This window comes from Micromonospora sp. NBC_00617 (assembly GCF_045161355.1).
Classification (GTDB): Bacteria; Actinomycetota; Actinomycetes; order Mycobacteriales; family Micromonosporaceae; genus Micromonospora.
In genome coordinates, this window is record NZ_CP107751.1 from 4,331,629 (window position 1) to 4,349,557 (window position 17,929).

Annotated in this window: 12 protein-coding genes; 7 read left to right on the forward strand and 5 right to left on the reverse strand. The window is 70.5% G+C overall.

All coding sequences use genetic code 11. From position 1 onward, the window contains the following. Nucleotides 1-10 precede the first annotated feature (10 nt). The 4 genes from OG505_RS19805 (at nucleotide 11) to OG505_RS19820 (ending at nucleotide 5,227) form a co-directional block, all read left to right on the forward strand. Nucleotides 11-1,531, forward strand: a complete 1,521-nt coding sequence (locus tag OG505_RS19805) for a YifB family Mg chelatase-like AAA ATPase (RefSeq protein WP_405426418.1) — start codon at nucleotides 11-13, stop codon at nucleotides 1,529-1,531. Then, on the forward strand, nucleotides 1,441-2,739 hold the full coding sequence (gene dprA / locus OG505_RS19810; RefSeq protein WP_405434612.1) for a DNA-processing protein DprA: 1,299 nt from the start codon (nucleotides 1,441-1,443) through the stop codon (nucleotides 2,737-2,739). The genes OG505_RS19805 and dprA overlap by 91 nt, the downstream gene beginning before the upstream one ends. 194 nt (nucleotides 2,740-2,933) lie before the next feature. After that, entirely contained in the window at nucleotides 2,934-4,001 is a 1,068-nt protein-coding gene (locus OG505_RS19815) for a tyrosine recombinase XerC (protein ID WP_405426420.1), read from the forward strand. Between the two features lie 44 nt (nucleotides 4,002-4,045). Beyond that, a complete protein-coding gene (locus OG505_RS19820) occupies nucleotides 4,046-5,227 on the forward strand; it encodes an aminotransferase class V-fold PLP-dependent enzyme (RefSeq protein ID WP_405426422.1) in 1,182 nt (393 codons plus the stop codon). Here OG505_RS19820 and OG505_RS19825 read toward each other — a convergent pair. Further along, nucleotides 5,148-5,867, reverse strand: coding sequence for a M23 family metallopeptidase (locus tag OG505_RS19825; RefSeq protein ID WP_405426424.1), 720 nt, complete (start codon nucleotides 5,865-5,867; stop codon nucleotides 5,148-5,150). The genes OG505_RS19820 and OG505_RS19825 overlap by 80 nt on opposite strands. A gap of 195 nt (nucleotides 5,868-6,062) precedes the next feature. Between OG505_RS19825 and OG505_RS19830 the strand changes: the two genes are divergently transcribed. Beyond that, nucleotides 6,063-6,494, forward strand: a complete 432-nt coding sequence (locus OG505_RS19830) for a hypothetical protein (RefSeq protein WP_405426426.1) — start codon at nucleotides 6,063-6,065, stop codon at nucleotides 6,492-6,494. Between the two features lie 242 nt (nucleotides 6,495-6,736). Here the strand turns inward: OG505_RS19830 and OG505_RS19835 are convergent, their stop codons facing one another. Beyond that, on the reverse strand, nucleotides 6,737-7,096 hold the full coding sequence (locus OG505_RS19835) for a suppressor of fused domain protein (protein ID WP_405426427.1): 360 nt from the start codon (nucleotides 7,094-7,096) through the stop codon (nucleotides 6,737-6,739). A 16-nt stretch (nucleotides 7,097-7,112) separates the two neighbouring features. Here OG505_RS19835 and OG505_RS19840 point away from each other — a divergent pair, with 16 nt between their 5' ends. Then, on the forward strand, nucleotides 7,113-7,607 hold the full coding sequence (locus OG505_RS19840; RefSeq protein ID WP_405426429.1) for a transposase: 495 nt from the start codon (nucleotides 7,113-7,115) through the stop codon (nucleotides 7,605-7,607). Nucleotides 7,608-7,691: 84 nt separating this feature from the next. Here the strand turns inward: OG505_RS19840 and OG505_RS19845 are convergent, their stop codons facing one another. From OG505_RS19845 to OG505_RS19855, 3 genes are all read right to left on the reverse strand, one after another. Further along, nucleotides 7,692-8,138: a DUF4240 domain-containing protein gene (locus OG505_RS19845; protein ID WP_405426431.1), complete on the reverse strand. Its 447-nt coding sequence runs from the start codon at nucleotides 8,136-8,138 to the stop codon at nucleotides 7,692-7,694. Nucleotides 8,139-8,170: 32 nt separating this feature from the next. After that, the gene (locus OG505_RS19850; protein ID WP_405426433.1) at nucleotides 8,171-15,136 is read right to left on the reverse strand and encodes a LamG-like jellyroll fold domain-containing protein; all 6,966 of its coding nucleotides are present in this window, start codon (nucleotides 15,134-15,136) and stop codon (nucleotides 8,171-8,173) included. A gap of 118 nt (nucleotides 15,137-15,254) precedes the next feature. Further along, nucleotides 15,255-16,247, reverse strand: coding sequence for a hypothetical protein (locus OG505_RS19855; protein ID WP_405426434.1), 993 nt, complete (start codon nucleotides 16,245-16,247; stop codon nucleotides 15,255-15,257). Nucleotides 16,248-16,752: 505 nt separating this feature from the next. Between OG505_RS19855 and OG505_RS19860 the strand changes: the two genes are divergently transcribed. After that, entirely contained in the window at nucleotides 16,753-17,880 is a 1,128-nt protein-coding gene (locus OG505_RS19860; protein WP_405426436.1) for a sulfite oxidase, read from the forward strand. The last annotated feature ends 49 nt before the right edge of the window (nucleotides 17,881-17,929 follow it).

The following is a 17,929-nucleotide window of genomic DNA, read 5'->3' on the forward strand; positions in this document are numbered from 1 at the left end:
GTGACACGCCGTGAGCTACGCGAAGGTGCTCTGCGTGGGGCTGGTCGGGGTCACCGGCCACCTCGTCGAGGTCGAGGCAGACCTGGCCGCCGGCCTGCCGGCAGTCGTGATCTCCGGGCTTCCGGACACCGCCCTGCACGAGGCCCGGGACCGGGTCCGCGCCGCCGTGGTCAACTCCGGCCAGCGCTGGCCGAACCGGCGGATCACCCTCAACCTGCTGCCCGCCACGCTGCCGAAATCCGGCTCCGCCTTCGACCTGGCCATCGCCGCAGCTCTGCTGGGCGGCTCGGGTGAGCTGCCGCTGCTCCCACTGGAGGGGGTGGCGGTCCTCGGCGAGTTGGGGCTCGACGGCACCGTCCGGCCGGTGCGCGGCGTGCTCCCGATGGTCGCCGCCGCAGCCCAGGCCGGCGTCGGACGGGTGATCGTCCCGGTCGGCAACGCCGCCGAGGCCGCGGTCATCCCCGGCGTACGGGTGCGGGCGGTGGACACCCTGCACCGGCTGGTCGCCTTCGTCCGCGACGGCACTCCGCTGATCGAGCCGCCGGAGGCCACGCCGGCACCCGTCGTCGGCGGGCCGGATCTCGCCGAGGTCGCGGGGCAGCAGATGGGCCGGCGCGCGTTGGAGGTCGCCGCCGCCGGCGGGCACCACGTGGCACTGCTCGGCCCTCCGGGAGCCGGCAAGACGATGCTCGCCGAACGGCTGCCGTCGATCCTGCCCGAGCTGGACGACGATGCGGCGCTGGAGGTCACCGCGCTGCACTCGGTCGCCGGGCTGCTGCCGCCGGGTGGCCGGTTACTGCGTCGCCCGCCGTTCCAGGCGCCGCACCACACCGCGACGGTGCCGTCGCTGGTCGGCGGCGGCTCGGGGCTGGCCCGCCCCGGCGCGGTGTCGCTGGCCCACCGAGGCGTGCTCTTTCTCGACGAGGCCCCCGAGTTCAGCAAGGGCGCGTTGGAAGCACTACGCCAGCCACTGGAACACGGCCGTATCCAGCTGAGTCGCAGCGGGGGCGGCACCGAGTACCCGGCCCGGACCCAGTTGGTGCTGGCCGCCAACCCGTGCCCGTGTGCCAAGCCGGCCGGTGACGCGCACTGCGAGTGCACCCCGCTGGCCCGCCGCCGCTACCTGGGCCGGCTCTCCGGGCCGCTGCTCGACCGGATCGACGTCCAGGTGCGGCTGATGCCGGTGTCGGCGGCGGAGCTGATGGCGCCCGACGGCGAAGCCGAGCCCTCGGCGACGGTCGCCGCCCGGGTGGCGGCGGCCCGGCAGGCGGCGGCCGCCCGCTGGGCCGGCCTCGGCCGGCGGCTCAACGCCGAGGTGGACGGCCCACACCTGCGCCGACCGCCGTGGCGGCTGCCGGCCCGGGTCACCGCCGAGCTGCGTGGCCGGCTCGACTCCGGCTCGCTGTCGGCACGCGGCTTCGATCGGGTGATCCGGATGGCCTGGACCATTGCCGATCTGGACGGCCGGGACCGGCCGGACCGGGACGACGTCCGGGAGGCGATCCAACTACGGACGGGGGAGGCGACGTGAGCGCCGACGAGGAACGCAGGCTGGCCAGGGTTGCCCTGACCTGGCTGGCCGAGCCGGGCACCCGCGCGGTGCACCACCTGGTCGAACGGCTCGGCCCGGTAGCGACCCTGGACCTGCTGCTCGACGGCGGCAGCCCGGACGGCTGGCTGCACACCACGGTGGCCGCCCGGTCCGCGGCCGGCGACGCCCGGGCGGTGGCGGCCGAGGCGCTGGAGCGGGCGGACCGGCTCGGTGCCCGGCTGGTGACGCCGGACGACGAGGAGTGGCCGGCCCGGGTGGCCGGCCTGGCCACGCTGCAGCTGCCGGACGTCACCCGCCGGGTGGACGGTGAGACCGCGCCGCCGCTCTGCTTCTGGGTACGCGGAGGCTGGCCGCTGGGCGAGGCCCTGGATCGCTCGGTGGCCGTGGTCGGGGCGCGGGCGGCCACCGGCTACGGGCAGCACGTCGCGACCGAGTTGGGGTACGGGCTGGCCGAGCGGGACTGGACGGTCGTGTCCGGGGGCGCGTTCGGCATCGACGCTGCCGCCCACCGGGGTGCCCTGAACGCGGGCGGCCTCACCGTCGCGGTGCTCGCCTGCGGGCTGGACCGGCCGTACCCGATGGGCAACGCCGCGCTCTTCGACCGGATCGCCGACACCGGGCTGCTGGTCAGCGAGTGGCCGCCCGGTGCGGAGCCGCTGCGGCCCCGGTTCCTGATCCGCAACCGGGTCATCGCCGGGGGCACCCTCGGCACCGTCGTCGTGGAGGCGTCGGCGCGCAGTGGCGCGACGCAGACCGCCCGGCGGGCCATCTACACCGGCCGGGTGGCGATGGTGGTCCCCGGGCCGGTGACGTCGGCGATGTCCGTCGGCGCGCACGAGTTGCTCCGCGAGTTTTCCAAGGCCCGGCTGGTCACCGGGGTGGCGCACGTGCTGGAGGAGGTGGGTCGGATCGGCGCGGACCTCGCCCCGCTGGCCCGTGGCCCGCAGCGGCCCGCCGACACCCTCGACGACGACGCCCGGTCGGTGCTGGAGGCGCTGCCCCGCCGAGGTGCGATCGGCGTGGACCGGCTCTCCGCCCGCGCCGGTGTCGACGTACGGACCGCGCTGCGCAAGCTGTCCCTCCTGGAAGAGCTGTCCATGGTGGTCCGTCGCGACGATGGCTACGCCCTCGCCCCACCCGTCACACCCAAGCGGGTGACGGCGGCGGGAACGTCCGGGTCGGCCTGAGGGCGCTTGCGCGGGGCAACCGGCTGCCGACTACTACCGGTACGGGGCCAAGAGGAGCCGCCGGTAGTCGACGCCTGAACACCGGCACCATGGTGGCCGGTGGCGTACGCCGATCGGCCGTAGGCTGGTGCCGTGCCAGCTGTCAGTGAGGGTGCCGGGGCCGATGAGCCGGCCGGCACGCCGGCGCGGCCACGATGAGCCGGCCCGACCGGGGCACCCGGGCCATGCACCAGACACTACCGCCAGCGCTGCGCGACGCGGTCGACGACTTCGCCGGGCACCTGTCCCGAGTTCGTAACCGGTCGGCGCACACCGTTCGCGCGTACGTCACGGATCTCGTCTCGCTGCTCGACCACGCCGTACGGATGGGGTGCGTCGACCTCGCCGAGCTGGACCTGTCGGTGCTGCGCAGCTGGCTGGCGCGGCAACGAACCACCGGCGCAGCCCGCACGTCGTTGGCCCGGCGGGCCGCGTCAGCGCGGGCATTCAGCGCCTGGGCGCACCGGGCCGGCCTGCTCCCCGCCGACGTGGGTGCCGCACTGGCCAGCCCGCGTGCGCACCGGGAGCTGCCCAGCGTTCTGCGCGCCGACCAGGCCGCGGCTCTGGTCGAGGCGCCGACCCGACGGTCACCACCCACTGAACAAGCGCCCACGGACCCGGCGCCGGTGGGCCCACCACCCATGGGCCCGCCGCTCCCGGGAGCAGGGGCCGCGGATCCACCAGCGGGGCCGACCTCAGGCGCAACGGAAGAGGCCCAGGCGGTGCCACTGCGTGACCGGGTGCTGCTGGAGCTGCTCTACGCCACCGGCGTACGGGTCAGCGAGGCATGCGGGTTGGACGTCGGGGACGTCGACCACGGCCGGCGGGTGATCCGGGTGTTCGGCAAGGGCGGACGGGAGCGCTCGGTGCCGTACGGGGTGCCCGCGCAGCGAGCGTTGGACGACTGGCTGCGCCGGGGCCGCCCGGCAATGGTGGGCGCCCGCTCCGGCCACGCGCTGCTGCTGGGCGCCCGAGGCGGTCGGCTCAACCCGACGACCGCGCGTCAGATCGTCGGTGCGTACGCCGAGGCCGCCGGCCTGCCCCGGACCAGCCCGCACGGTCTGCGCCACTCCGCAGCCACCCACCTCCTGGAGGGTGGCGCGGATCTGCGCGCCGTGCAGGAGCTGCTGGGCCACTCGTCGCTGGCCAGCACACAGATCTACACGCACGTCTCGGTGGAACGGCTGCGCGCCGCCTACCGCCAGGCCCATCCGCGCGCCTGATCAAGGGCCGGAGGGCGAGGGACCTCGGCGGTTACGATCATCGAGTGAGCGTCCCGCAGCCCCCTGAGCCGATCCCGGGCGCCCGCCTGCTCTTCTCCCTGGACCCGGCGGTCAGTCACCTGAACCACGGCTCGTTCGGCGCGGTGCCGATCGGCGTGCAGCGAACCCAGCAGCGCCTGCGCGACGAGATGGAGGCGAACCCCCTGCGCTTCTTCACCCAGGGGCTGGTCGACCGGATCGCGCACACCCGCCGACACCTCGCCGGCTTCCTCGGCGCCGACCCGGACGGCAGCGCCCTGGTCGGCAACACCACGACTGGCGTCGCCGTGGTGCTCCAGTCGGTGGGCCTGCAACCCGGCGACGAGGTGCTCAGCACCGACCACGGGTACGGGGCGGTGAGCCTGGCCATCCAGCGCGAGTGCCGCCGCACCGGTGCGGTCAGCCGGGTGCTGCCGGTGCCACTGGCCGCCACCGATGAGCAGATCGTGCAGACCATCCGCGCCGGCCTGCGCCCCGGACGGACCCGGCTGCTCGTCGTCGATCAGCTCACCTCGGCCACGGCCAAGCTCTTCCCGACCGCGGCCATCGTCGGGGTGACCCGCGAACACGGCGTGCCGGTCCTGGTGGACGCCGCGCACGCCCCGGGCATGCTCTCCACCACGGTGGCCAGCATCGGCGCCGACTTCTGGGTGGGCAATCTGCACAAGTGGGCGTACGCCCCACGCGGGACCGCGCTGCTGACGGTGGCACCGCGGTGGCGGGACCGGATCGAGCCGCTGGTGGTCTCCTGGGAGCAGGACTCCGGTTTCCCGGCCCGGCTCGAGTGGCAGGCGACTCTCGACTACACGTCCTGGCTGGCCGCTCCGGCGGGCCTGTTCACGTTGCGTAGCCTCGGCGTCGACCGGGTGCGAGCGCACAACGCCGCGCTCGCCGCGTACGGCCAGCGGGTGATGGGGGACGCTCTGGGGGTGTCCCCCGCCGACCTGCCCGACCCCGGCGGGCCGGGGGTGTCTCTGCGCCTCATTCCGCTGCCGCCCGGCACGGCCACCACCGTCGACGCCGGGCGGGCATTGCAGACGCGGATCGGTGAGCGGCTCGCCGCCGAGGTGGCGGTGATGAGCTGGAGCGGCCGGGGGTGGCTGCGGCTCACCGGCCAGGTTTACAACGCCGCCGACGAGTACGAACGGCTGGCCATGCGGCTGCCGGCACTGCTCGCCCAGCGCTGACCTCGCCGGGGTCGACTCCGCTGACCGGTAGCAGCCGCACCGGGCCGAGGCCGAGCAGTGCCAGCGGGTCCAGGTATTCCGTGCCCCGGCGCAGGCCCCAGTGCAGGCACGCGTCGGCCGGGCAACCCGGATGCCCGGGCAGCAGCTCGCCCAGTGGTGAACCGGCGGTGACCGGCTGGCCGGGGCGTACGGCTGGTTTGACCGGCTCGTGGGTCGTCCGTAGCCCGTCGGCGTGCCCCACGGTGACCACCGGCCGGCCGGCCACCAGACCGGCGAAAAGGACGATGCCCGGCCCAGCGCTGCGGACCACCGTTCCGGCCGGGGCTGCCAGGTCGACACCCCGGTGCCCGGCCAGCCACGGCTGGGGCGGCGGATCGAACCGGCGCACCGGACGGGGCGGCCCGTCGACGGGCCAGCGGAACCGCCCCGGCCCAGCGGACGCCGGGGCAGGCACTGCGACGGTCACCGAGGCGGGTGCCAGGACCGCCACCGGCACAGCGCCCACCGGTGGTCGGCCGGGCACCGCCGCATTCAGCACCGCCAGCCCGCAGAGCTGGATGGTCAGGGCGAGTGGGAATGCGGTGCAGAGCAGCACGGTACGGCGAACCGAGCCGAGGCGCGGGTCGGATGGCGGTCGCATGCCGGCAGCCTCCGGCCGAGGCCGGGTCGACCGCCAGCCCGGTCGGCGGAGCTGTGGATAACCGGAGGTGCTGTGGACGACCACCCACAGGCTTCGACGATCTGTTATGTCGCGTTTGGTGGACGCTGCCTGTGCTGGGCCGATGACTCGGGACTGGCTCGCCTGGCACGAGGACTACGACCAGCCGGGGACGACGTGACCGCCCGCCTGGTCGAGTTGGAACCACGCAACGCCGCGATGGCCGAGGACGCCGCACGGGCGGCCGGACTGACCGGCGTACAGGTGGTGGTGGGCGACGCCGCGCTGACCGACGCGTACGCCGATCTGGTGCCGGCCGACCTGGTGCTGCTCTGCGGGGTGTTCGGCAATGTGTCGGACGCTGACGTCAGAGCCACCGTCGGGCATTGTGCCGCATTCTGCGCGACCGGCGGCACGGTGATCTGGACGCGGCACCGGCGCGAGCCCGATCTGGTGCCGGCCATCTGCGACTGGTTCGCGCGGGAGAGGTTCGCGCAGATCGCGGTCGGCACTCCAGCGGATCGGGTGGGTGGCGGTGTACACCGGCACCTCGGCCGACCTCGACCGCTGCCTTCCGGGGTGACGATGTTCCACTTCCTCCCCAACTGATCCCGCCCGCCGCGACGACGGGTACGCCCCCTCCACCCACCGTTTAACCGACGCCCGCAACACAGGGGCCGGATCAGGTCACCACCACTGTTCATTGGAACCGGTCTCGTACGGACCTACCTGTCCACTGCGGGTAACACGGCGAAGACCTCCTCGACGTCCTCACCGCCCTGTTCACCACCGGCCCCTGGCTTCCACCAGACCCTGCCGCGACCTCAAGCTAAACACGTACGCCTTGACTCCTACGTGAGGCCGTGCCCACGAATACGCAGTGCCGACCGTCGAAGGTCGGAAACGTCGACGTCCTGTTCCTCAAGGACATCAAAGAGATGCTCGGGCCCTCGGGACGCCAAAAGGTCGGCCTCCACCTCGTAGGCGGGTACCAACAGGCAGAAGTTGGTTTCACCCGTAGGGCCGGTCGCGAACTGGAAATCTTCCTCGAAAAGGGCCGCCGGGGTAGGTAGGAGAAACCTCATCCCGGAGCTGGACGGCTCGTCGACATCCAGGCGAACGGGCTCATCCCACGAAAGGAGTCGCCCCTGCTGCGCGTAACGCGCCGCGCAGGACATCACAAAGTCCAGCATATCTACGGCAGCCGCCATTAGCTGTCTGACCAGGGTGGACAGTCTGGGTGGGGCGGGTGAAAGGGGTGCACGCACCGGTGAGCTGGCATTCCACTACTGCTACCAGCCGCAGGGGCAACGCACGAGCGTGACGACACTGATCCGCGCCGCGGGGCTGCGGTGGCCCGTCGAAGAGGACTTCGAGTTCGGCAAGGACCAGTTCGGTCTCGACCAGTGCCAGGCCCGCCTCTACACCGCGATCCGCCGGCACACCGTGCTGGTCATGGCAGCCCTGGCCGTGTGCGCCGTGGCAGCCGCCCAACTCCGCGCCCGCACGGACACTCAAGCCCCGCCGCCCACGACGCCCGACCAGGCCCCGCCACCCCATCCCGGCCTGATCCCCCTGACCGTCCCCGAAACCCGACGCCTCCTGAACAGGCTCCTGCACCGGCCGACACCACCGGAACACGCCCACCCCTGGGCCACCTGGCGACGCCGTCACCAAGCCCGCTCACGCTGGTTCCACCAACGCACCCGACTCAACCGCTAATACGCCCTGGTCAACTAACCAATGGCGGCTGCCGCACCTCTCCACCTTTCATCCTCCCGACGCGTGCGGACGGGTTTGGAACAGTCACCACCACTGTTCATTGGACCCCGTCTCGTAGTCGTACTCTTCGACGTGGTCCCACTCCTCTCCGGTCACCTTCTGGTAGGCGTTGGAGGGAACGTCAAGAATCGAATCCGCATGCGCGGCCTCGACGGTGGTGAAGCGTTCGAACGCCGCCGGGTCGGTCAGCACGGCATCGAAGGCGGCGGGTCCCGCCACCACCACAGCGCAGCGCGCATACAGAAAGCCGTCCTCAGTCAGTTGATCGGCGCCCGGCGGGACAGCCCGAGCAAGCACCCGACGGTCCAATTGGTAGAGCTTGAATGCAAGCGTCTCGGCAAAATCGATGATCCGCTCCACCGGCTCTTCCGACAGCACGGAGGTCAACCGCTCGTACGGCCGGTCATCCTGGACCTCGGGCTGGCCGCCCAGCACCGCAACGAGCCGCCAGAATTCCTCATCTGCAAGCATCGAATCCTCAACCAATCATCGACCAGGTCGAACTAGTGCCAGTTCTTGTTTCCGTCAGGGCGCTTTCTGAAGATTCGGAAAAAGCCTCTGATCAATCGTGTTTCTATCGCCTTTGCCCGCCGCTTACCCGGGATGCCGCGCCGCAGGTACTTAGCGGTGTATTTGTCATTCGGATTCTTGCGATTGAGCTTTCTGAGCTGCTTCGGCAGCCGATCACCCTTTCCTTCACCGTACCTGTACACCTCCCCGTTCTTGTCGATTCGGTAAACGTAGTGGGGGCAGGAGCAGTCGAGTGAGTTGCCATGCTTCCCGCACGCGCTGACGTTGTGCGCCAACACGTCGACACCGTCGACCCGGACAGCATACGTGTGCACGTCGCCGACGTTGAGGTTGTACACGGTCTGGGCCGGAATCCAGCCGCGGTCCACAACGGAAGTCACCTGCACTGTCGCACCGTTCGCCACGCGCAGCTTATCGCCTGCGCGCACCTTCTCGGCGAATGTCCAACCCGCGCCCTCGACCCACAGTGGATGCTCGGCCGTCGCCTCCAGCACCCCGCCTCGATCTTCATCGACGTCGATGTCGATCAGGTGTTTCGCGCCAACACCATTTATCACCGCGAGAACGGGCTTGGCCAGAGATTCGCCGCTGTCGGGGTCGACCGCCACCACCCAATCGCCCACCTGAACGCTTGAGATGGGCAGCGACGACCCGTCCGCCATCAACACCTGGGTTTCCGGCGTGAATGAGTTGCAGCGACTTCGATGCCTGCCCTTGTACAACCGTCGCGCGCGGCTGAGCTTCCGCGCCTTGTGGGCGGCCCGAGCGGCGCCGACCGCGAGGCGCGCTCCTTTGACCGCCGCCCCCGCCCCCACGGTCGCGGCCAGTGCGCCGCCGATGGCCCAGGCGGCTTCCCGCCAGTTTCCGGTGGCGGCGTACGACACGGCCGAGACCACCCCGGCGATGGTGCCGACCGGCCCCGGGATCATCGACGCATACGAAGCGACCTTGGCAACCTTGGACAGGCCCTTCTTGATACTGCCCCAGCCAAACCTGCCGTCCAGGTCGGTGCAGTTGACCGGGTCCCCGGCGCAATAGTCGTAGGCGGTGGCGTTTCCGCCATCGACCGGGTCGACCTGGAGGAAGCGTCCGATCCCCGGCGAGTAGAGGCGTGCACCCATCAGGAGGACGTCGCCCATCGCCTCGCCGGAGCGCTGCTTGCCGCCCAACCAGCCGTACCGCTGGTCGGCCTGCCCCGACACCGGCACACCGAACTCGTCGTAGTCGAAGAACTCCGGCTCCAGCAAGGTCGTGTCGATCGTCGCGGCCACGTCTCCGTGCAGGTTCACCAACTGCAGGCGGATGTCGCCGGCATCGGAGGTGGTGGCTGCCAGGTCACCGTCCGGACCGGACACGTTGCGGGTATAGCTGCCCAGCGTGGAATCCTCGATGATCCACCGGGGCTCGTCGGAATCGTCGCCGTAGTGGTTCAGCTTCGAGGTGGCATTGACCCAACTGCCGTCGACCAGGGTCTCGGTGGTGAAGGCCCGGAAACGGTGCGCCGGGTCCAGCGTCCAACTCTGCCGGGAATCGCCGAGTTGCTGCCGCTGCACCAGGTCGTTGGCGAAGTACGTGTTGGTCAGGCCATCTGGCAGCGTGGTGGTCCGCCCGAAGGCGTCGTAAACGTAACCTGCGTCGGTGAGGCGGTCGGCGGTGTCGTAGGTGTGCGCCTCGGACACCGGGGTGCCAGTTTCATCGCACATGCCGTCGGCTGCCGGCGCGTACCGCGAGTTCCCGATCCGGTTGGTCCGGCTGTTGTAGGCGTACGTGCGGGTGACGCAGCCGTCGGTGATGGCGCTGTCGTGCTGGGCACGGGTCAGCCGGCCCAGCCGGTCGTAACGGTAGGCCTTGCTGCCTCCGGTGTAAGTGTGGTTCACCCACTGACTGGCTGTGTTCTCCTGCACCGACTCGGAGTAGATGACCTCGTTGTCGGAGTCGCGGGTGTAGGTCCGCTCCACCGGCTGGAGGTTTGCGTCGAGCCGGTCGGTCCGAGTCAGCCCGCCCGGGTACTTGAGCTCCGTGAGCTGGCCGTCCGGGGAGTATTTGGCCGAAAACGTGCCGGCGACACTGTCGGTGACGCTGGTCAGCAGTCCGCGCGGCTCGGCTGCACGGTCGTAGGCGAAGGTCGAGTTCCCGGTGGGGTCGGAGACCTTCACCGACTTGCCGAACCGGTCGAACTCGTTGACCGTGGTGCCTCCGTCGGCGTCGGTGTAGGACGCCAGCCGGCCGAGCAGGTCGTATTCGCGGGTGATGGTCGAAGTGCCCATCGTGGTGACGGTGACGTCGCCGGACGTCGGGCTGTAGGCGGTGGTCACCGCCGGAACTGGCACACCCTCGTCGGAACTGATGACCATGCTGGTCACACGCGTGGCCGCGTCGTACTGGGTGGTCGTCGTACGGGTCCTGCCGTTCGCTGTCTCGGACACCACGTCCTCGTCGCCGTAACGGGTGTAGGACTCGACCCGCCGCACCGGCAGATTGGTGGTCATCCGGGCGGGATCGTGGCCGGTCACCGCTCCGACCGCCCGGGTCACGCAGGGCTCGCCGGCCCACTCGGGCCGATTGGCGCACGTGCCGTCCTGGGCGTTGGGCCCGGCCGTGTAGTAGATGATCTCGTTCGCCATCGCGTCCGAGCCGGTGGAGCCGATGCCCCAGGACTTGAGCACCTGGCCACTGGCGTTGCGGATCGCGTACGCGGTCAGGTTCTGGCCGCCTGCCCCGGCGTCCGCGATCACCTTGGTCGGGGTCTTCAACGTCCAGCCGGAGACCCCGCCGTACTCGGCGTCGTACCCGTTCTTCGACACCCGGACATCGGCGTCCGGGTAACCGACGATCTGCGCGCCCTCGCTTTCCGTGGTCACCAGATGGTACGTGGCCCCGTCGGGCTTGCCCTCGTCGTACTTGTTGACGGAATGCGAACGTCCGATCACCGTCGCGCCGGCCGGGATCGCCTCCAGCGGCCCGACGCCGTCCGGATCGGGGACGGAATTCTCCAGCACCAGCGTCGAGGTCGGCCCGACGGATTCGAGGATATCGACGCCGTCGGTGCTGTAGGTGCTGATGGTGGAGAGGGCCAGCGCTCTACTGGCGGTGTCCGAGCCGGCCAGTCCCAACTCCTCGAGGTAGGCGGTCGAGCCTTGGAACGTGCCGAGGGCCAGTTCCCGATCAGTGGCCTCCAAGGTGCGGACCACGTTGCCGAACCGGTCGTACTCCGCGGTGTCGATGTAACCACCCGGGCTGGCGGTGTTGACCTGCTGACCGCCGGCGTTCAGGTAATGCACGGTGGCATACGGGTAGCCGTTGGTGCCCGGGCTGGACGGGGTCGCGGAATTACGGCCTGGGTTTTCCTCGGGACCGAACACGGCGGTCGCGTCGGTGGGCAGATCGACCTGACCCCAGCTGGAGATGGCCGCCGAATTCAGGTCGTACGGACCGCCGACCGCTTTGGTCAACGGCACGTCGTAGACCATGTTGGTGGCGATCTCGCCGTCGGTGGCTGTCTTGGAGCCCTGCTGGAGGGCACTTCGGCGGACCTTCAGCAGCCGGCCGGCGTTCTCGTCGCCGGAGAGACGGATGATCTGCTGGTCGGTGAGAGCCTTGCCGTAGATGCGAACGTCGTCGATCTCGCCGTCCCAGATGTTCGAGGCGGCACCGGCCCACTTGGCTCGGCCGATCACGTAATTGCCGGTGGCGTTCCAGCCGCCGGTAGCGGCGGTGGTGCTCTGCAACACGCCGTCGACGTAGAGCTTCATCTTGGCGCTGGCGGTGTCGTAGACGCCGGTCAGGTGGGTCCACTTGCCCGCCACGGCGGTGTTGTTGGCGATGGTCCGAACCGGGGTCGCGCTGTCGCTGTCCGAGGTGACGCGGGAGAACGCGAACTTGTCCTCGGCGGCGACGTAGTTGAGGAAGAAGCCGCTGGTCCGGGAGCCGTCCTTGGACACTGCGGTGCGGTTGACGGACTTGTCCTTGATCCGCACCCAGGCGGAGACGGTGTAGGAGGCGGTGTTGGACAGGGCGGTGCCGGCCGGACTGATCTGCTGGCCGGTGCCCCCGGTGAACACGGAGGCCCGGTCGGCCGGGTTGTCCGGGTCGTTGCCCTGACCCCAGCTGACGCCGGTGGCCATGGTGCCGTTGCGGCCACTGCCCGAGGAGTCGGCCACGGCGGTGCCCGAGCCGGCGTCCAGGTCCCAGCGCAGCGCGGCGGAGTCGACGTCCGGGTTGCCGTAGTCGAAGTTCCACGGCAGCTCGCCGGACGGGGTGACCTTGGTGACCCGGCCGCCCCCATACTCGTAGGTGGTCTTCAGCGCCGGGGTGACCCGGGGGTCCCAAACCTCGCGGAGCTGGCCGAGGTTGTCGTACGCGTACCGCGTGATCTGGGTGGCGGTCGTCGCCGAGGTGCTCGGGTCCCACGCCCAGAGCTTCACCCCGGAGACCCGGTCGGTGTAATCACCGAACACCGTCTGACTCAGCCCGGAACTGGTGGTGGTGGCGTACTCGTACTCCAGGACCTCGCAGCCGCGGGCGGGGGTGGCGGTGGTGCAGTGGTTGGTGTCGTCCACTCCCGGCTCGGCCGGGTTGATCACCTTTTTGAGCAGCAGCCGGCTGCCGGCCGTTTCGTAGATATAGCGGGACGTGGTGTCGGATTCCGGCGTCCATGAGGAGGTGGCCGCCCAGACTCCGCCCTGCGAGGTGAACTCGGTGACTGCGCCGTCCAGCTCCGACAGCCGGTAAGCGGTGGCGCCGACCTTGGTCAGCACCGTCCCCTCGGCACCCGGCTCCGGGGTGAAGCTCACACCATCGGCGTTCTTGGCAAAGGTGATCCAGCCGCCGCCGATGCCGTTCACTCTGGCCATCGACGGCTCAGGCAATGTGAGGGTGCTGTACTCGATGTCCGCCGCGCCGCCGGTGGCGCCGCCGGTCCAGGCCGGGCCGAACGGGGCAACGATCTCGGTGAACGACAGGTTGTCCCAGTAGACCTTGCGGCCGGAGCCGCCCTGCATGCCGTTGTAGAGGCGGAAGAACGCCTCGGTGGCCCCGGCCGGGACGGTCATGTCGAGCGACAGTTCATGCCACCCGTCGGTGTAACCGGCCATCGTCGAGGTGACTTCGGTGTACGTGGTCCCGGTCTTGGTGAAGCCGACGATCCGCAGGCCACGCTGGCTGAACGCCGGCAGCAACCCGGTCGCGGTGGGCACGTAGATCCAGCCGGTCATGCGGTACGTCCCGCCAGCGGTCATGCCCAGCCGCATCGCTCCGCCGTCACCACCGACCGCCACGTAGGTATCGTTGCTGGTGGTGGTGACCGGGGTGATCTCCAGCGAGTCGGCCGGGGTGGTCTCGCCCTGGCCCCGCGCGGTGGAGCGCAGCGCCGACGAGGTGGATGGCACGGCAAATCCGGTCAGATCGGTGGAGACCTGCTGTTGGTTGGGTGTCAACCGCTCCGCCATCGGCTGGTAGCCGGCGGCCAGATCCCGCGACGACGTGGACCGCGCGACCGAGAGGCCCAGTTCGTCAGCATCCGTCGACGAGATGGAGTAGTCGCCGGTGAGGAGGTTGACCGAGCCGGCACCGATCTCCTCACCGGCGGCGCCGTCCCCGCTCGAGTCGACGGAGACGCGCACCCAGGGGATGGTGTACGCCGGGGTGATGCCGGTGGCGGTGTAGAGGTGGGCACGAACCTCGACGACCCCGCCGGTCAGCCCGAGTGTGTCTGTCGCGCTCCAGATCGCGTACCCGCCGAGGGCGGACAGGGCGACGGGGCTGGCGGAGGTGGCGGTGATCGGCGCCCCGGTGGCGGAGGTCAGGTTCGCCGAGGGCACCGGCAGCGTCGCACCGCCTGGACCGCGACGATATTCGAAGTACGTACGCGTGTAGCCGGAGACCGGCGTGGTGATCCGCAGCTTGGTGCGCTTGACGATCGTCGCGCCCGGCAGCGGTTCGGCCAGCGCCGCGTTGCCGGCGTCGAAGACGTAGAGGTTGGGGTCGGAGAGGTTACCTGCGGAGTCCTTGGCCTGCACGGTCAGGATGCGGTGCCCGTCGCGAGGGCTGAGCGTGACCGACTTCGCCCCGGTCGCGGCGATCGTGGTGGCCGCCGTGTCGTAGTCGAACTTGTAGACGAAGGCGGCGAGGTCGGTGCTGCCCGAGGCCGGGGTGAAGGTGAAGGTGTCCGCCTGGCCCGCGCCGCCGTGCGGCTGGGCGTCGTTGAGGTAGATCGCCGCCGTCACGAACGGCACGCCCGGCTTCGTGGTGTCCACGGTCAGCGGGGTCCACGCCGTCCAGGTGCCGTAGGCGTACGGGTCCTTGGCCCGGACCTGCCACTCGTACTGGACGCCGTTGACCAGGTCAACCGGCACCTGCCAGGAGGCCGTGGAGCCGTTGGTCCACGCGGGACTACCCGACCGCAGACCGGACGAGGAGACAGTGGCCAGGGTGGTCTTGTTCCGCACCACGAACTCGGCCTGCAGGGTCTGCCCGGCGTTGGCGTCGGCCAGCTTCGCCGACAGTGTCGGCCGCAGAGAGGCGGTCGCGGCCCCGGAGCCGCAGGCGGTGTAGCAGGGCGCGACGGCCAGCGCCGACGGCACCGACGGCGCGGTGTTGTAGGTGATCGACACCAGCGGCGGGTGGGTGCCCTCCGCCGAGTCGAAGCGCTTCCAGCCTGCCGTGGAAGTCTCCGAGGTGGCCCGCAACATGACATTGGCGGTGGTCCAGTTGTTGTCCGCGCTGGTCTGTAACGCCCCGCCGACCTCGACGTAGACGTAGCCGTCACCGCAGGACGAGCTGTAACCCCGGGTCTCGGTGGAGGTGCCCACCTTCGCCCGCGCGGTCGGCTGGTTCGTCCACCGCACCGACGAGTCGACGAAGTCGGTGCGCCACGCCTCCCAGGATGCCCCCGTGCACGACCAGGAATGGTAGTTCCACAGCCGCAGCTTGGCCGACATGATCCGGCTCCCGGCGAAGCCAGTGGTGTTGAACCGCAGGTAGGACCGGGCAGTGAACGAGCCATCGTCGTTCGAGTAGCCCAACTTCAGGTCCGCCGAGCCAGACTGGTCGCTGGAGTTAAGTGTTCTGCACAAACGCGTCGAACGAGGGGGACAGCGACGTCGGCGGGTCGATGGTCACCGGGAAGGTCAGGTCTGTCCGCGCCAGGAATCCCGCGTCCGGCGTCAACTCCATGACCGTACGACCCTTGCCAGCCGTGACGGTGCGCAGCGCGACCGGAGCGTGGTTGACGCGCTCGCCAGACTGCGGAGCCACCTTGGCGTCCCACATCAGCGGCGTCTGCGCCCGGCCCACCTGCCGGCCCCGGCCGTCCTTCAACAGCAGGCCGCCCATGCCGTCGGTGGCCGCGGTCAGCTTGCCGGTCCGCAGCGGCAGCGACAGCTTCCGCACCTGCGCCAGCCCCGCCCGGTCCTTGACCACGAAGTGCTGCTCGTAACCGGTGGCGTGAGCGTGAAACACCAGATCGACGCCTGGGCGTACGTCACGGTAGGTGATCGTGCGGCCATTGAGGACCGGCTCCGGCAGTGCGCCGTTCCAGGCCAGCCCCGTCTGGTCCGTGTCCTCACCAACCTTCACCACCTCGTGCTCACCGGCACCCGAGGTTGCGCCCGCGAACGTCAGAGCAAGCGGGTGCGCTATCGGTGCCACCGACCCATCCGACCTGCGCTGCAGGGTCAGGTCGACCGGCACCCACTGGTCTCCCTGGTGCACCCGCACCGGGGCGAGCGCCTGCTCCTCCGTCAGTGTGCCATCCGGATTCGCGAAGACCTGCGTCGTCTCGGTCCGTCGGTTTGCCACCTCAACCCGGGAATCACAGAGCTTCGCTGCGATTGCGGCTGACACCTCGTTGGCGCGGTCGTCCGGACACTTCGGCTTTGGTGCGGGTGTCGGTGCCGACGCCGTAGCCTGCGGCATCGGCCGGGTGGGCACGTCCGACATCGTGGCCACCAGAACGAAGACCAGGAAGATTGCTGTGCGGCGAACCCACGCCGCGCAGCCCTCCCCAGCCAAGGTGATGAAGACGCGTGATTGCCACCGATGCGTCTGCACGACACCCTCCCCGTTCCGCCCCTGGGTGAGGCGAGCGGAAGCGTACGAAGGCCGGTGAAATTTTTCTATCTCTTGACACGGAACCGGATCACTGGATATCCGGCCGGCGATAACAATACTAAAAGGACGTTAAGCTGCAGTCTGGAAATGCCAGGCATGGAGTCACGCGCTAGATGTTTCGCAGGTCGGCAGCAGCGAGACCGCGCACGCCACTCCTCGGAACCAGGAGATGCACGGCAGCCACCGGCGGCGCAAGCCCTTCCACCAATGGCGTTTGTCACCCGTACGGACCCAGTATTGACCGGGTGCGGACCGCGCCTGAGAGCCAGCCCGGCGTATACCGACCCCGACCGCTGCGTTCCGGGGTGACGATGTTCCACTCCCTCCCCAACTGACCCCACCCGAGCGCGCTGCGGCAGCGGGTCGGGCCGTGTTCGGGCCGTCGCAGAGGGCCTAGGCTGGGCCGCGTACGGCGGGCGCCGCCGCTCGGACCGGGGAGGCCCACATGACGACTGTCGATGACCGGACGCCGACGGTGGCCGACGTGAGCGGCCCGTCGCGGCTCGCCGAGCCCGACGAGGCGATCAGTGCCGACGAGTTGCAGCTCGCCGCCCGCAACCACGGCCTTCCGCTGGAGGCGCTGCGCTACGACGTGACCCCGGCCGGGCTGCACTACCTGCTGATCCACTACGACATTCCGGAGGTCGACGCGGCGACGCACGCGCTGACCATCGGGGGCGCGGTCGACCGGCCGCTGACCGTCACCCTCGCCGACCTGCGCGAGCGACCCCGGGTCACCCAACGGGTCACGATGGAGTGCGCCGGCAACGGCCGGGCTCTGCTGCACCCCCGGCCGGTGAGCCAACCCTGGCTGGTCGAGGCGGTCGGCAACGCCGAGTGGACCGGCACCCCCCTCGCTGCGCTGCTGCGCGAGGCGGGCCTGGGCGCGGACGCGGTCGACGTGGTCTTCACCGGCGCCGACCACGGTGTCGAGCGCGGTGTCGAGCAGGACTACCAGCGGGCGCTGCCGGTGGCCGACGCGCTGCGCGAGGAGGTGCTGCTGGCGTACGAGATGAACGGGGCTCCCCTGCTGCCGCAGCACGGTGCCCCGCTGCGGCTGATCGTGCCGGGCTGGTACGGCATGGCGCACGTGAAGTGGCTGCGCTCGATCGAGGTCCGCTCGGAGCCGTTCGAGGGCTACCAGAACGCGGTGGCGTACCGGCTGCGTCGCGACGCCGACGACCCCGGCGTGCCGGTCACCCGGATCGAACCGCGCGCGTTGGTCCGCCCGCCGGGCTTTCCCGACTTCATGACGCGCCGCCGGGTGCTGCCACCGGGACCGTGCACCGTGGACGGGCGGGCCTGGTCGGGGCACGCGCCGGTGGTCGCGGTGGAGGTGAGCGTCGACGGCGGGGCGAGCTGGGCGCCGGCCGAGCTGGACCCGGCAACGGGCGGGGAGTTCGCCTGGCGGCGGTGGCGGCACGAGTGGACGGCGACGCCGGGCCGGTACGTACTCAGCGCGCGGGCGACCGACGCGTCCGGGCGGACCCAGCCGGTCGAGCAGCCGTGGAACCGTGGCGGCTTCGCCAACAACCTGGTGCAGCGCGTCGAGGTCGTGGTGCCGGCCGAGTGACCCACCCGGCCGGCCGCGCCACGGATGGGGGGACCGTGGCGTGGCCGGG